15 protein-coding genes are annotated in these 14,333 nt (G+C 59.5%); 9 read left to right on the forward strand and 6 right to left on the reverse strand.

What is annotated here, in order from left to right; all coding sequences use genetic code 11:
- Positions 1-232 precede the first annotated feature (232 nt).
- From EJA72_RS08570 to EJA72_RS08580, 3 genes are all read right to left on the reverse strand, one after another.
- Positions 233-634, reverse strand: a complete 402-nt coding sequence (locus EJA72_RS08570; RefSeq protein WP_157711060.1) for a biopolymer transporter ExbD — start codon at positions 632-634, stop codon at positions 233-235.
- Between the two features lies 1 nt (position 635).
- Complete coding sequence (locus EJA72_RS08575) at positions 636-1,358, reverse strand: MotA/TolQ/ExbB proton channel family protein (protein WP_157711061.1); 723 nt, start codon at positions 1,356-1,358, stop codon at positions 636-638.
- A 78-nt stretch (positions 1,359-1,436) separates the two neighbouring features.
- A complete protein-coding gene (locus EJA72_RS08580) occupies positions 1,437-2,249 on the reverse strand; it encodes an energy transducer TonB (RefSeq protein WP_157711062.1) in 813 nt (270 codons plus the stop codon).
- Between the two features lie 295 nt (positions 2,250-2,544).
- Between EJA72_RS08580 and leuC the strand changes: the two genes are divergently transcribed.
- On the forward strand, positions 2,545-3,966 hold the full coding sequence (leuC, locus tag EJA72_RS08585) for a 3-isopropylmalate dehydratase large subunit (RefSeq protein WP_157711063.1): 1,422 nt from the start codon (positions 2,545-2,547) through the stop codon (positions 3,964-3,966).
- A gap of 3 nt (positions 3,967-3,969) precedes the next feature.
- Positions 3,970-4,578, forward strand: a complete 609-nt coding sequence (leuD, locus tag EJA72_RS08590) for a 3-isopropylmalate dehydratase small subunit (RefSeq protein ID WP_157711064.1) — start codon at positions 3,970-3,972, stop codon at positions 4,576-4,578.
- Positions 4,579-4,628: 50 nt separating this feature from the next.
- On the opposite strand, the gene EJA72_RS08595 is transcribed toward leuD, so the two are convergent.
- Positions 4,629-5,546: a LysR substrate-binding domain-containing protein gene (locus EJA72_RS08595; RefSeq protein WP_157711065.1), complete on the reverse strand. Its 918-nt coding sequence runs from the start codon at positions 5,544-5,546 to the stop codon at positions 4,629-4,631.
- A 130-nt stretch (positions 5,547-5,676) separates the two neighbouring features.
- Between EJA72_RS08595 and EJA72_RS08600 the strand changes: the two genes are divergently transcribed.
- On the forward strand, positions 5,677-7,023 hold the full coding sequence (locus EJA72_RS08600) for a 2-hydroxycarboxylate transporter family protein (RefSeq protein ID WP_157711066.1): 1,347 nt from the start codon (positions 5,677-5,679) through the stop codon (positions 7,021-7,023).
- Between the two features lie 79 nt (positions 7,024-7,102).
- Here the strand turns inward: EJA72_RS08600 and EJA72_RS08605 are convergent, their stop codons facing one another.
- Both EJA72_RS08605 and EJA72_RS08610 read right to left on the reverse strand, forming a co-directional pair.
- Positions 7,103-8,191 carry a polyamine ABC transporter substrate-binding protein gene (locus tag EJA72_RS08605; RefSeq protein WP_157711067.1) on the reverse strand — a complete coding sequence of 363 codons (1,089 nt, stop codon included), beginning with the start codon at positions 8,189-8,191 and terminating at the stop codon, positions 7,103-7,105.
- Positions 8,192-8,245: 54 nt separating this feature from the next.
- Positions 8,246-9,547 (reverse strand): FAD-binding oxidoreductase, encoded by a 1,302-nt coding sequence (locus tag EJA72_RS08610; RefSeq protein ID WP_157711068.1) that lies wholly within the window; start codon positions 9,545-9,547, stop codon positions 8,246-8,248.
- A 166-nt stretch (positions 9,548-9,713) separates the two neighbouring features.
- On the opposite strand from EJA72_RS08610, the gene EJA72_RS08615 reads away from it, so the two are divergent.
- From EJA72_RS08615 to EJA72_RS08640, 6 genes are all read left to right on the forward strand, one after another.
- Complete coding sequence (locus EJA72_RS08615; RefSeq protein ID WP_157711069.1) at positions 9,714-10,616, forward strand: LysR family transcriptional regulator; 903 nt, start codon at positions 9,714-9,716, stop codon at positions 10,614-10,616.
- Positions 10,617-10,764: 148 nt separating this feature from the next.
- Positions 10,765-11,022: a DUF2790 domain-containing protein gene (locus tag EJA72_RS08620; RefSeq protein WP_157711070.1), complete on the forward strand. Its 258-nt coding sequence runs from the start codon at positions 10,765-10,767 to the stop codon at positions 11,020-11,022.
- A 39-nt stretch (positions 11,023-11,061) separates the two neighbouring features.
- A complete protein-coding gene (locus tag EJA72_RS08625; protein WP_157711071.1) occupies positions 11,062-11,733 on the forward strand; it encodes a heavy metal response regulator transcription factor in 672 nt (223 codons plus the stop codon).
- Positions 11,730-13,133 carry a heavy metal sensor histidine kinase gene (locus EJA72_RS08630; RefSeq protein ID WP_157711072.1) on the forward strand — a complete coding sequence of 468 codons (1,404 nt, stop codon included), beginning with the start codon at positions 11,730-11,732 and terminating at the stop codon, positions 13,131-13,133. Before EJA72_RS08625 ends, EJA72_RS08630 begins: the two co-directional genes overlap by 4 nt.
- A gap of 156 nt (positions 13,134-13,289) precedes the next feature.
- Positions 13,290-13,613 (forward strand): DUF4258 domain-containing protein, encoded by a 324-nt coding sequence (locus EJA72_RS29630; protein WP_157711073.1) that lies wholly within the window; start codon positions 13,290-13,292, stop codon positions 13,611-13,613.
- Positions 13,614-13,616: 3 nt separating this feature from the next.
- A complete protein-coding gene (locus EJA72_RS08640; protein ID WP_157711074.1) occupies positions 13,617-14,057 on the forward strand; it encodes a DNA-binding transcriptional regulator in 441 nt (146 codons plus the stop codon).
- Positions 14,058-14,333: the final 276 nt, after the last annotated feature.

Raw genomic sequence — 14,333 nt, forward strand, 5'->3', positions numbered from 1 at the left:
TGCCGGGTTAGCCGCCCCCGGCCATGGATGGCCGATGGCGGCGGGCCCACGGAGCAATGCCGGAGTGAGGGCATGCCGAGCCCTAGCGAGGCACCGAGTGGTGGGGCAAGAGCCTTTTGCTTACTTTTCGCTGGGCCGGCACTCCGGCTCTTGGAAAAGTGAGTCGCCGTAAGGGCGAAACCATAAGCCGCCGTGACCAAAAAAACGGATATACACCCCGCCCCAAAAAACATCACTTAGCCGTTATCACCGACAACTTGGTAATCCCCGCCCGCTCAATCGACGCCATCGCCCTCGCCACCTCCCCATAATTCACCCCGTTATCCGCCTGCAATTGCACCCGCACATCCGGGTTCTTCGCCTTGGCCGCCTGCAAATTGAACTCCAGCAAATCAGGCTGCACCTCATCCTTGTTGATAAACACCTTGCCCTTGTCATCAATGCTCACCACCAACGGATCTTTCTGCTCAACCGGCGCCACCGATTCCGTTTTGGGCAAGTTGATCGGAATCGCATTAGTCAGCAGCGGCGCCGTGACGATAAACACCACCAGCAGCACCAGCATCACATCCACCAGCGGCGTGACGTTGATCTCGCTCAGCACTTCATCGCTGTCTTGTGTGGAGAAAGCCATATCAGGACGCCTCCTTCACTTTTTGCCCGCCAACCGTGGCGCCGGATTTTGCCGGGACCGCATGCAACTGGACACGGAACGAATGCTTCTGCGCCAGGCTATAGAAGTCATGAGCGAAATCATCGAGGTCAGCGGAACTCAGCTTCAAGCGACGCAACAGGTAGTTGTAAACCAGCACCGCCGGCACCGCGACCGCAATCCCCACGCCGGTGGCAACCAGTGCCGCACCAATCGGCCCGGCCACGGTTTCCAGGCTCGCTGAGCCTGCCGCGCTGATGCCTTTCAAGGCCGACATGATCCCCCAGACGGTGCCGAACAGGCCGATAAAGGGCGAGGTGCTGCCGATACTTGCCAGGACGGCCAGCCCGGTTTCGAGCGAGCGTCGTTCACGCACGATCTGCTGGCGCAAGGCACGCTCAAGGCGATCCTGATGATTGATCGAATGGCTGAGATCAGTGTTCTGGTGGTCGCTGACCTGAATCGCCGCATAACCGGCCAACGCCACACGCGCGGCCGCGCCGGGCAGGTTGTTGGCGAACTCAGCAGCGGAATCGAGGCTCGACGCGGCCCAGAATTGTTTATGGAATTTGCGGTCCTGTGCCTTGAGCCGGGTGAACTGCAGGCCCTTGAGCAGGGCCAGGCCCCAGGTCGCCACGGAGAACAGGATCAACAGCCAGATGACGGCGTGTTCAATGGATTCGAAGGGGGATGCAATGAGGTTCATGGTCTGTGTTCCCTGATGTTGAATGCGTGTGTGGCGGCGCTCCTTTTGTGGGGTGGCCCGCTGTTGCGGTGGTGTCTGTTACTTGATCTTAAAATCGATGGGCACGCTGACCCAGCCGTCCTGGGCGATGTCGCCTTGCTTGGCCGGCACGAAACTCCAGCGCTTGACGGCAGCCAGTGCCGCATCGTCCAACTGGTCACGGCCACTGCTCTTCTGGATCTGGATTTCACCGGGCTTGCCGCTGGCCAATACATGCACCCGCAACAACACCGTGCCTTCCCAGCCACGACGCATCGCCAGCGACGGGTATTCCGGTGCCGGGTTATGCAAGTAACCGGCGTTGGCCGAGGCCGGCGTCACCGGTTTCGGGGCGGATGGCGCAGGCGGTGCTGGCGCGGCGACCGGTTGTGGCGGCGCGGGTGGTGCCGGTGGCTGCTCTACGGGTTTGGCCACCGGTTTGGGCACCGGCTTGACCACGGGCTTGGGTTTGGGAATCGGTTTGGGCGGTGGCGGCTTCACGGCCAATTCGTCTTCCACCGGCGGTGGCGGTTCGACCACCGGCTGCGGAATCGGCTCGGGCGGTGGCGGCTCCACCACCGGCGGCGCAGGCTGCGAGAACTCGATGGTCATCGGCGGGACCTCGGGCGGCACCACGGGCAATTCCGGTGCAGGTTGCTGCCGAACCCAAAAAATCACCGCGCCGTGGAGCACCAGGGCGAGCACCACCAGCAATCCCGTTTCGCGTCGGCTCAGCACCCGCTTGGGGTTGCTGTGCAGACGCGACAACGCCAACGGCTCTCGAAATACCCGGCCAAGGTTGAGCAATTCGCCGCCGGGCCCCAGGTTCTGGAATACCTGCGGGAGACTGGCGGGGCTCTGGACATTGCCCATTTATCTACTCCTGTAAACCTTCTGTTTTATTTCCAGACCCCGACGAATCGGCATCCTGAATCGACATAAAAGTGCCAGGAGATAATCAACGAAACTTTATATTTCTTAAAAGAATATTTAATTAGATAACTATGCACTTAACGCATAACGGACCAAAACCCCCCTTTATACCCACTCATTGTTCACAAAACGTGCGTAACGCATTCACCCAACGCAGCTTGATGCAGGTTCTGCGATCAATATGCTGTCAGTACGTCTTCGCCGTGATCTCGCACCAGAAAAATGAGCCCACTCCATGAACAGCTCTAGAACGCTCTACCAAAAACACATCGACAGTCATACCGTTTGTAATCTCGACGATCAGGGCCATGTGCTGCTGTACATCGATCGTCAGGTCGCCAACGAGTACACCAGCCCACAAGCCTTCAGCGGCATGCGCGAAGCCGGTCGCCAGGTCTGGCGCCCCGGCGCAACGCTCGCCGTGGTCGACCATGTGAACCCGACCACGCCAACGCGGACGGCGACGATGCCGGATGCCGGGGGTGCGCGGCAGGTCTCCTACTTCGAAGAAAACTGCCGTGACTTTGGTATCGAGCTGTTCGATGTCCTCGACAAACGCCAGGGGATCGAGCACGTCGTAGCCCCGGAACAAGGGTTTATCCTGCCGGGCATGGTGGTCGCCGCGGGCGACAGCCACACCACGACTTACGGGGCCCTGGGCGCGTTCGGCTTTGGGATCGGCACCTCGGAAATCGAACACGTGCTGGCCTCGCAGACCCTGGTCTACAAACGCCTCAAGACGATGCGAGTGACAGTGAGCGGGCGGCTTGGAACGGGGATTACCTCCAAGGACATCATCATGGCCCTGATCGAAAACATCGGTGCCTCGGGTGCCACCGGTTACGCGATCGAGTTTGCCGGGCCGGCGATTGATGACCTCAGCGTCGAGGCCCGGATGACCATCTGCAACATGGCCGTGGAAGCCGGCGCCCGAGGCGCGTTCATGGCGCCGGATGACAAAGTCTTTGCCTACCTGCAATCCAGACCACGCGCCCCGCAAGGCGAATTATGGGAACAGGCCGTCGCCCAATGGAGGACGCTGCGCAGCGATGAAGGTGCCGTGTTTGATCGTGAGGTCACCCTCGATGTCGGCGATCTGCAGCCCATGGTCACCTGGGGCACCAGCCCGGACCAGGCGGCACCGGTTGGCAGCCAGGTGCCGGACCCGGCAGCGCAACCCGACCTGATTCTGCGCCAGGGCATGCAGCGGGCCTTGAACTACATGGGGCTGGAGCCCGGCATGCTGTTGAGCGAGTTGAGCATCAGCCACGCGTTTATCGGTTCTTGCACCAATGCGCGAATCGAAGACCTGCGAGACGTGGCGCGCGTCGTGCGCGGCAAGCGCGTCGCGGCCCATGTACGCGCCATGATTGTCCCCGGCTCGACGCTGGTCCGTGACCAGGCCGAATCGGAAGGACTCGCGCAGATTTTCCTCGATGCCGGTTTCGAATGGCGGCAATCGGGCTGCTCGATGTGCCTGGCCATGAATGACGATGTACTCGCGCCCGGCGATCGATGCGCCTCGAGCACCAACCGTAACTTTGAAGGCCGCCAGGGCGCCGGTGCGCGTACCCATCTGATGAGTCCGGCCATGGTCGCTGCCGCGGCGATCACGGGTCATCTGACTGACGTTCGATCTTTCGCCCTGGAGGCGTGAATCATGCAACCTTTCAACACCGTAAGTGGCAGCGCTGCGCCCTTCCTCGCGTCCAACATCGACACCGATGTGATCATGCCCAAGCAGTTCCTCAAGGGTATTGACCGCAAGGGACTGGACCGGGGCCTGTTCTTCGATCTGCGGTTTCTTGAGTCCGGGGCGCCCAACCCTGAATTCATCCTCAACCGACCCGTCTGGAGCGACGCCGCGTTCTTGGTGGTCGGCCCCAACTTCGGCTGTGGTTCGAGCCGCGAGCACGCCGTCTGGGGCTTGAAGCAAGTGGGTATCCGGGCACTTATCGGCACCCGCTTCGCCGGCATTTTCTATGACAACTGTCAGCGCAATGGCGTGCTGGCGATTGAAGTCGACGAAGCACAACTGAAGCACATCGCCGGCGTGATCAGCGTGGCGCAGACCGCGCACATCAGCGTGAACCTGACCGAGCAAACCATCGCGCTGGCCGACGGTTCAGTGATCCCTTTCGAGATCGATCACCTGCGCAAGCAATCGCTCCTGCTGGGCCTCGATGCCATTGGCACCACCCTCCAGCGCGCCGAGCAGATCCGGCATTTTGAAACCGAACATCTGGCGCAAAACCCCTGGCTGAACTGACGAGCCAATGCCTCGGCGCAAGATCGTAATGCCGATCAAACGCCCAGGCATCACTCAACGGACAGACCGCGAAAATAGTCTTCCAGAAACTCGACGCACACCCGCAATTTTGCCGACTGGCTGAGCCGCGTCGGGTAGACCGCCCAGACGTTTGCGCTCTGGGTGTACTCGTGAAGCACCTGGACCAGTCGCCCCTGCGCCAACATCGGTTTCACATCCCACATTGAGCGCAACAACACCCCGCCGCCGCTCAATGCCCATTCCAGAACAATCTCGCCATTGTTGGACGACAAGGGGCCGCTGACGCGCACCGATTCCTGCTGGCCGTCTTTCGTCAGGTTCCAGACCCCGAAGGCGTTATTACGCTCTTTGAGCACCAGGCAATCGTGGTCTTTCAAATCATCCAGGGACTGTGGGACGCCACGGCGCTCAAGGTAGTCGGGGGTGGCGCACAGGACCCGTCGATTGCTCACCAGCTTTCTACCCAGGTGCTGACCGGGCAGGTCATCACCCACCCGAATTTCCAGGTCGAAACCCTCACTGACGATATCGACCACGCGATCAAACACGTCCAGGCGCATTTCCAGTTTCGGGTAGGTTTGCGACAACTTGCAGATCGCCGGCGCCACATGGTTGCGTCCAAACCCGAAGCTGCTGCAGATGTGCAGCGCGCCGCTGGGCTGGTGCCGTGCCTGGGCGATCTCTCCGACGAATTCGTCAAAGTCGCCCAATAGCTTCACGGCCCACACGCGAACGCGCTCACCGTCATCGGTCAACGCAATGCGCCGCGTTGTGCGGTGCAGCAAGCGGGTCGAGAGCGTGGTTTCGAGAACGGAGATGCGCTTACTGATATAGGCCGGGGAAAACCCGAGCTCTTCCGCGGCGCTGGCAAAGCCATTTTTGCGGATGACAGTCAGGAAAACCTTGAGGTCTTCGGGCAAGGGAAACTGATCACGATTCGTGTTCATACGCCTCATACTTCCGCGGTTTATCTCGTAATTTGCGAAGGATACCATCGTTTTTACCGACTGGTGATCCGTAACCGGCTAACCGTGAGTTCCTGAATCCTCGATAAAAACAACATGAGGAAATCGCGACATGAACAAGTCTTATGAACAGCCCCTGAACATGGAAAACGTGCGTGATGGCGGGTTTCGCCAACGCCTGCGCAACCTGTGTGCCTACGAAATCGGGGTGATTCCGTTGCCGGTTTTCCTGGGCATCGCCTTGATTGTCTTTCTCTCTGCGCACCTGGGGTTCTTGCCCAAAAACATGATCGGGGGGCTCGCCGTCATCATGACCATGGGCGTGTTCTTCGGCCAATTGGGTTCGCGGCTTCCGATCCTCAAGGAGATCGGCGGCGGCGCCATTTTGTGCCTGATGCTGCCCTCGATCCTGGTGTTCTACGGTTTCTTCGGACCGGCCACGATCGACGCGACAAAAATGCTGATGAAGGAAGCGAATTTTCTGTATTTCGTGATCGCCAGCCTGGTTGTCGGCAGCATTCTGGGCATGAGTCGCTTCATACTGGTTCAAGGGATGATACGGATGTTCGTGCCCTTGCTGGTCGGGACTTTGGCCGCCGTGGGCAGCGGCCTGTTGGTCGGCAAACTGGTGGGTTACAGCGTCTACCACACCTTCTTTTTTATCATCGTCCCGATCATCGGCGGCGGCATTGGTGAAGGCATCTTGCCGTTGTCCCTGGCTTACTCGGCGATCCTCGGCGGTACGCCTGATCTCTACGTGGCGCAGCTGGCACCGGCCGCTGTCGTGGGCAACATCGCGGCGATCATTTGTGCAGGTTATCTGGCGCGCCTGGCACTGAAACGCCCGCACCTCAACGGCGAAGGCTCGCTGATTCGGGTCAAGGCCGAGAACGATAAATTCCAGGTCAAGGAAGACAGCAATCCTGCCGTGGATTTCAGGGTGATGGGGGCCGGCGTCCTGGTGATCTGCGCGTTCTTTGTTCTGGGCGGTTTGCTTGAAAAGGTCGTTGGCATTCCTGGTCCGGTGATGATGATCCTGGCTGCCGTACTGTTTAAGTACAGTCGAGTCCTGCCAGAGAAACTGGAGAAAGGCGCCAATACCTTTTACAAACTGGTGTCCGCCGCGTTTATCTGGCCGGTGATGATTGGCCTGGGCATGCTGTATGTGCCGCTCGACAGCGTGGTGAACGTGTTCTCGATCGGTTACGTACTGGTCTGCGTGTCCGTCGTGGCATCGATGACACTGGCCGGTTTTTTCATCGGCAACCTGATGAACATGTACCCCATAGAATCGGCCATCGTGACCTGCTGTCACAGCGGCCTGGGCGGCACCGGGGATGTGGCGATTCTATCGGCCTCGAACCGCATGTCGCTGATGCCGTTCGCGCAGATCTCCACCCGCATCGGCGGCGCTTCGACGGTGATTCTTGCGACCCTGTTGTTGCGGATGTTTGCCTGAATTTCTCTTCCCCGTAAAAACGTAAAAACGGTGTTCGCTTGACTCAAGCGAACACCGTTTTTCAGTTTCCCGGAGGGCCTTACGTATTGGTTTTCAGCTTGGTCCACAACCGAGTGCTCAACCGTGCGATGGCCGCCGGCAGATCCTCGACCGTGAACAGCTTGTCCATCACGGTTTTCGGCGGATAAATCGCCAGGTCCTCTTTCACGGCTGGCGTGACGAACGCATCGGCCGCGCTGTTGGGGTTGGCGTAATGGATGCTATTGCTGATGTTGGCAATGACGTGTGGGTCCAGCAGGTAATTCATGTAGGTGTAGGCATTCTTCTCGTGAGGCGCGCTTTTGGGCATGACCACCATGTCGAGCCACAGGGTCGAGCCCTCGTCAGGAATCGAATAGGCGATGTCGATCCCGTTCTTCGCTTCCTTGGCACTGGCGGCGGCCTGCACCACGTCGCCGTTGAAGCCGATCACCGCGCAGACATTGCCATTGGCCAGATCGCTGATGTACTTGGACGCATGGAAATACTGAATGTAAGGCCGGATCTTGAGCAGCGCCTGCTCGGCTTTCTTGTAGTCCGCCGGTTCGTGGCTGTGGGGCGGCAAGCCCAGGTAGTTGAGGGTGATCGGCAGGATCTGCGTCGGGTTGTCGATGATCGCTACGCCGCACTCGCTCAGCTTCTTGATGTTGTTCTCATCAAAAAACAGGCTCCAGGAATGGGTCACGTCGGTGTTGCCGAAGATCGCCTTGATTTTTTCGACGTTGTAACCGATGCCCGCCGTGCCCCACATGTACGGATAGCCGTACTGGTTGCCCGGGTCATTGACCTCGAGTTTTTTCATCAGCGCCGGGTCAAGGTTTTTCCAGTTCGGCAGCTGGCTTTTATCCAGCTTCTGAATCGCCCCGGCCTTGATCAGTCGCGACAGGAAATGGTTCGACGGGCTGACCACGTCGTAACCGGTATTGCCCGTCATCAGTTTTGACTCCAGGACTTCGTTGCTGTCGTGAATGTCGTATGTCGCCTTGATCCCCGTCTCCTTGGTGAAATTGACCAGGGTGTCGTCGGCGATGTAGCCGTTCCAGTTGGAAATGTTCACCACTTCGTCGGCGTAGGTCGTGGCCGACAAGGTCGCCAGCACAACCATCAGGGAAATATTGTTGATGCGCATGTTCAAATCACCTTTGCTTGATGAGCTTTTATTCTTTTGGGTCCGCCGGGTGTTCTAGATTTCTGTTCTGGCCCTGACCGCCTCCACACGCATGCGAAGCATGGCACCGATATCGAGCAAGGGTTTGGGCGGCAGCCATCCGGGCTGGGCTCTGCTCATCACTGATTCGAGGATGGGCGAGCTGCCGCCCGATGACATTTGCGCCAGCAACCGGCCCCAAAGGCTGCCGCGCGCGACACCCGAGCCGTTGCAGCCAGCCACCGCGTAAACGCCCTCTTCGACCTTGGCGAAAAACGGCTGGCCGGAGCGCGAGGCACTCAAATGCCCGGTCCAGGTGTATTGAATGTCCTGCTCGCCGAGAAACGGAAAACGCCGTTGCAACCCGAGCACATGATGTTGCCGACGCAGCACCAGTTCACGGTTGGTCAAATCGCGGGAGCGGTACTCGGCCGTGTTGCGGATCATCACTCGCCGGTCCGGAGTCAGCCGCACCGTGGCACCGAGCGGCCGGGTCGACAGCACACCCCAAGGCTCTACGGCGCCAGTGGCCTGGAATTCTTTATCGCTGAGCGGCCGTGTCAGGCTGGCGCTCAGTTCCATCGGGAACGTGCCGCTGTCATCGATGCCCGAACGCGGAATAAAAGCGTTCAGGCACACCAGCACTTGCTTCGCCTCAATGCTGCCGTCGACGCTATTGGCGCGGACCTGTCCCTGGCCCACGCGTTCTAGGCCAGTGATGTCGGTATTTTCGTAGAGGGTGACGTTCTCCGGCAGCGCTTCCAGCAAGCCCTTCACGTATTTCGCCGGTTGCAGCAATGCGTTGCCGTTGCCGCACCAGATCGCGGCCTGGTAGTGCCGGGTCCCCAACTTCCTGGCCAACTGTTCGCCCTGCAGAAACTGTGCGGAGGCGCCAACGGCGTTCAACGTCTTCAGCTTTTCTTCAACGTGGGTCAGCTTGGCGGGATCACTGACGGCGAAGTAATAACCGGAATCCCGAAAGTCGCACTCAATGCCATGACGCACGATGCGCTGGCGCACTTCCGCGCTGGCAACCCGGGAAATCTCGGTGTCGACTTCATAGCCGGCAAACCCCGGATGCCCCAACAGCTCATCAGTGGCCGGGTGTTCATGCCCCACCACAAACCCTGAGTTACGCGCCGAAGCGCCTTGCGCGGCACGCTGCCGGTCGACCACCACAATTCGCGCCTGAGGGTGCATTTCAGCCAGCGTATGCGCCGCACAAAGGCCGGTGATGCCGGCACCGATGACCAGCCAATCGGCTTTTTGCCTGCCGCTCAGTCGATCACGTTCCGCAGAGTTCCCGGCTTGAGCGATCCAGCCACATACGTTTTCCATGCATCACCTCAATTGACCTGCGTTCTGCCTGCCGCCTCTATCCAACGCCCATGGCCATGCATAAATCGCATGACCGGTTTCAGATGACGGTCGTTAGAGCTAGAATCTATTAGGTCTTTGGTCGCACAACCAACGTTATAAAATCATTGAGTCATTCTGAAAACGCATGGATAAAATTCGCCACGTCCCCTCGCTCCAGGCCTTGCAGGCGCTGGTCGTCGTCGCAGAGTGCGGCAGCTTCACGCAAGCGGCGCAAAAGCTCTGCCTGACCCAAAGTGCAGTGAGTCGGCAAATCCAGCAGTTGGAGGGGCACTTCGGCGTGCCGATGTTTGTGCGCAGCAGCCGCAGCATTCGACTGACCCCGGAAGGCGAGCAGGTGCTCGCCAGTGCGCGCGCTTTCCTTGAGCAATTGAAAACCCTTGAGGATCGGCTCTCCGGGCAGAAGCGGCCCTTTCGCATCCGCATGCACGTGTCCCTGGCGGTTCGCTGGTTGCTGCCCAAGCTCAGCGACTTCTACCGTTGTCACCCGGACATCTCCCTGGCAATCGAAACCGTGGCGACGGAGATCGTCGAACCGGCCAGCGACAGCGACGCCTACATCCTCTATCTGCCAGAACCATCCGGTGATCCCAATAGCCTGACCTTGTTCGAAGAAGCGCTGGTGCCGGTGTGCGCCCCCGGCCTCGCCAGCGCTGCCCGGCCGCTGGCATCGGTGCAAGACCTGGTGAGTTTTCCGCTGCTTCATCGCTCGGCAGACCAGCAAGCCTGGATCGTGTGGCTCGCCGCCAATGGCGGCAGGCCTCTGGACGATTACCGACACATCCCGTTCAACCTCGATGAACTGGCGCTGGATGCCGCCGCGCGCGGCCTGGGTGTGGCCGTGACCGACATGACCCTGGCCCGGGAATCCCTCGACCGTGGCGTGCTCGTCGTCCCGTTTGGCCAGCCGCTGAAAACCCGCGGCGTTTATTCGCTGTGCCCACAATCGTCGGCGGCCTCGCACCCGGGGTGCGTGTCGGTGATGGCGTGGTTTGCGCAGCAGGCGGAAAAGGCCAGCGACGGAAGCTGATGGGTTTGTCCTCCCCGACACCGGGTCGGGTTTCATTACAACTTTGTCATTGAACTGTTGGTCGCCTGTCCAGATTGCCTGGTTAGCCTGAACTCACTGCCAGGCGATTCACCGGCAGCTACCCACCCACTGAACAGAGCGCATTGTCATGAAAACTCTAATCCTCGGTTTCGCTGCCCTCCTCGCCACCGGTTCGGCGTTTGCCGATACGCCGTCCACTGCGCCGGTGATCCACGACAAGACCGGTTTTTTTGTGCACCTGGACGTCGCCAAGGTCCTGTCCAGCACCGACATCGCCCAGCAATGTGGCTTGATCCCCGCCCGCCTCGACTACCTCGATCACCAGGGTCGTGAACACGTGCTGGATTACCAGGTCGACGGTACTGGCTGCACCAACGATCATTGATCCCGCTACACTGGCGCCAACTGGCCAAGGCAAATTCCCATGAACATCCTCGTAGTCGAAGACGAACCCAAGGCAGGCAATTACCTGCTGAACGGCCTGCAGGAACTCGGGTACACCGTCAGCCTGGCGCGGGACGGCGTCGATGGCTTGCACCTGGCGCTGGAGCACGGCTTCGATGTCATCGTGCTGGACGTCATGATGCCGAAAATGGATGGTTGGGAAGTCCTGCGCCGCTTGCGCAAGGAAGCCGACACGCCGGTGTTGTTTCTCACCGCCCGCGACGACATCGCCGACCGCATCAAGGGCCTGGAGCTGGGCGCCGACGACTATCTGATCAAGCCCTTTTCCTTTGCCGAACTGGTCGCGCGCCTGCGCACCCTGACCCGTCGCGGTCCCACTCGCGAAGAAGAACACCTGCAGGTGGATGACCTGCAAATCGACGTGCTGAAACGCCGCATCACCCGCGCCGGCGTGCGGATCACCCTGACCAACAAGGAGTTCGCCCTGCTGCACCTGTTCGCCACGCACCAGGGCGAAGTCCTGTCGCGCTCGATGATTGCCTCGCGCGTCTGGGATATGAATTTCGACAGTGACACCAATGTCGTGGACGTGGCGGTGCGGCGCCTGCGACTGAAGATCGACGACCCGTTCCAGCTCAAGCTGATCCACAGCGTGCGCGGTATCGGCTACCGCTTCGATACACAACCATGATCCGACTTCGCCACTCCCTGACACTGCGCCTGGCGCTGGTGTTCGCGCTCCTCGCGTTTGTCTCCCTGACCTTGCTGGGCGTTGCGTTGTACCGCGACCTGGAACGCGAACTGATCCGTCGCGACGACACCGCGCTGGTAACCCGCATCGATCAATTGCGCACCTTCCTCAACGACAGCAACACGCTGGACATGATCAAAACCAAACCGGCGCTGTTCCAGAACATGCTGGGCAACCGCGAAGCCTTGCTGACCATCGGAGCCCCCGGGCAAACGCCATTGTTGGTGGTCAACCCGGGCAATCTGGCAGTGCCGTCCCTGACCCCGGTACCGATTGATCACCCACTGAGCCTGGCGGACGTGCAGCATTTGCCGGCCGTGAATGGCGTGCCCTTCTCGGTGCTGGCGGCGACCATTGACTCTGGCGACATGGGCAACCTGCAGGTCGTCGCCGGGCGCATGATGACCGAGCGCACCGCTGTGCTCGCCAACTACCGCCTGAATGTCTACCTCTTCGCCAGCGCGGCGGCGATTCTGTTGGCACTGGCTGGCTGCCTGCTGGTCCATCGCGGGCTCTTGCCCTTGCGGCACCTGGCCCGACACGCCCATGGCATCGGGATCGGCAACCTCACCGAACGCCTCGACAGCCAGGGCGCGCCGCAAGAATTGCTGCCGATGATCGAGGCGTTCAACGCGATGCTGGATCGCCTGGGCAAGGGCTTCGCGCAACTGAGCCAGGTGTCGACGGACATGGCCCATGAACTGCGCACGCCGATCAACAACCTGCTGGGCGAGACCCAGGTCGCCCTGCATCAAAACCGCAGCATTGAAGCGTATCAGCAGTTGCTCGCTTCCAATGTCGAGGAGCTGGAACGCCTGGCCCGGATGCTCGACAACATGCTGTTTCTGGCCCGCACCGATCCGTCCAGTGCGTTGCGCCAACGCCAGGAACTGGGGGCGGCCGAAGAAATGGAACGCATCGCCGACTATTTCGAAGGGCTGGCGGCCGAGGTTGGCATCAGCATCGATGCCCAAGGCAGCGGCCTGATCTGGGCAGAACCGATGCTGTTGCGCCGCGCCCTGGCCAACCTGTGCGCCAACGCTATCAAGTACGGCGCGCCGAACTCTGAACTGTTAATCCGTGCCACGCCTGCGGACGATGGGATTCGCCTGCAAGTGCGCAATCATGGCCAGACGATTGCGGCCGAGCACTTGCCGAGGTTGTTCGAGCGTTTCTACCGTGTCGATCAATCCCGTGAGCGGTCTGCGCAGTCCAATGGTTTGGGGTTGTCGATCGTGGCGACGATCATGCAATTGCATAACGGGGGGTATAGCGTGAGTAGCCGGGAGGGGGTGACGTGTTTTGAGTTGTTTTTTCCGGCTCGGCGGTTGGGTGAGTGAGGTTGAAATTCGACCGTCAATTCCAGTGAGTCTGCACCATCACGTTGCGCTGCCGTCCCTCCTGGATCGACAGCACATATCTCGTTTTATTTCCCTGCTTTGATAATCGGTGCTTGAGCTTTAGTGTGTCGCAACCTATAAATACTATAGAAAATCATGAGCGACCTACTGCCGTTTCCGCTGTCCAGAAAGAAAGCCTTGGAAATCATTAGGGCGCTTTCACACCGATCCGAGCGTGTCTTTTATTCAAAACACGCACGGTCCCGCATGATTGAGCGTGAGGTTTCCATGCCAGATGTCATGGATTGCTTGCGCAGAGGACAGGTCACTGATGGCCCTTATCAAGCACCGGGGGGCGATTGGAGATTTACTATTTCATGGTTCAGGGCTGGATCACCCCTGCAAATCGTCGGAGCAATAGATGTCGACGAAGACGGGAGATATCTCGTCATAGTGACCACGATGCAAAGGGAGAAATAGGGTATGTACCACTACGTTGAAAGCGGCCTGCCGAACGTATGGCTTAGCAACGGTTACGTGGTGAAAGAGACCGCTTATGGCGAGTCTGTGGCTATCACCGATGTCGAGGGTCTGCATGACTTCATCGGCAAGACGATTGCGGAAAAGCCGGCAGCGCTGAGTGGCGCGGAGTTTCGTTTTCTGCGCAAGGAGTTGGGCTTGTCTCAGGAAAGGCTGGCAAACATTGTCGGGCTTTCTTCCCAGGCCGTAGCGATCTGGGAGAAAACTGACAAGATTCCAACTGTAAATGATCGCTATCTGCGTGGGCTTTACCTGGAAGCCAAGACGGGTGAAGCGGACCTAATGGCGGCGATTCATTCGATCAACGATCTGGACCATGATCTTCATAAGCTCAACCTTGAGTTTGAAGATGGTTGGCATGAACAAGGTAAAGCTTGCGCGTGATAGCGACTGTGGGTTGGATTGGGATTGGGGGTATATCCGTTTCTGCGGTCACGGCGGCTATTGGTTTCGCCCTTACGGCGACTCACTTTTCCAAGAGCCGGAGTGCCGGCCCAGCGAAAAGTAAGCAAAAGGCTCTTGCCCCACCACTTGGTGCCTCGCTAGGGCTCGGCATGCCCTCACTCCGGCATTGCTCCGTGGGCCCGCCGCCATCGGCCATCCATGGCCGGGGGCGGCTAACCCGGCATCCATGCCGGGTTGCCCACTGCGCAATGCCTG

Origin of the sequence: Pseudomonas sp. PB120 (genome assembly GCF_009761815.1) — a bacterium.
Taxonomy (GTDB): Bacteria; Pseudomonadota; Gammaproteobacteria; order Pseudomonadales; family Pseudomonadaceae; genus Aquipseudomonas.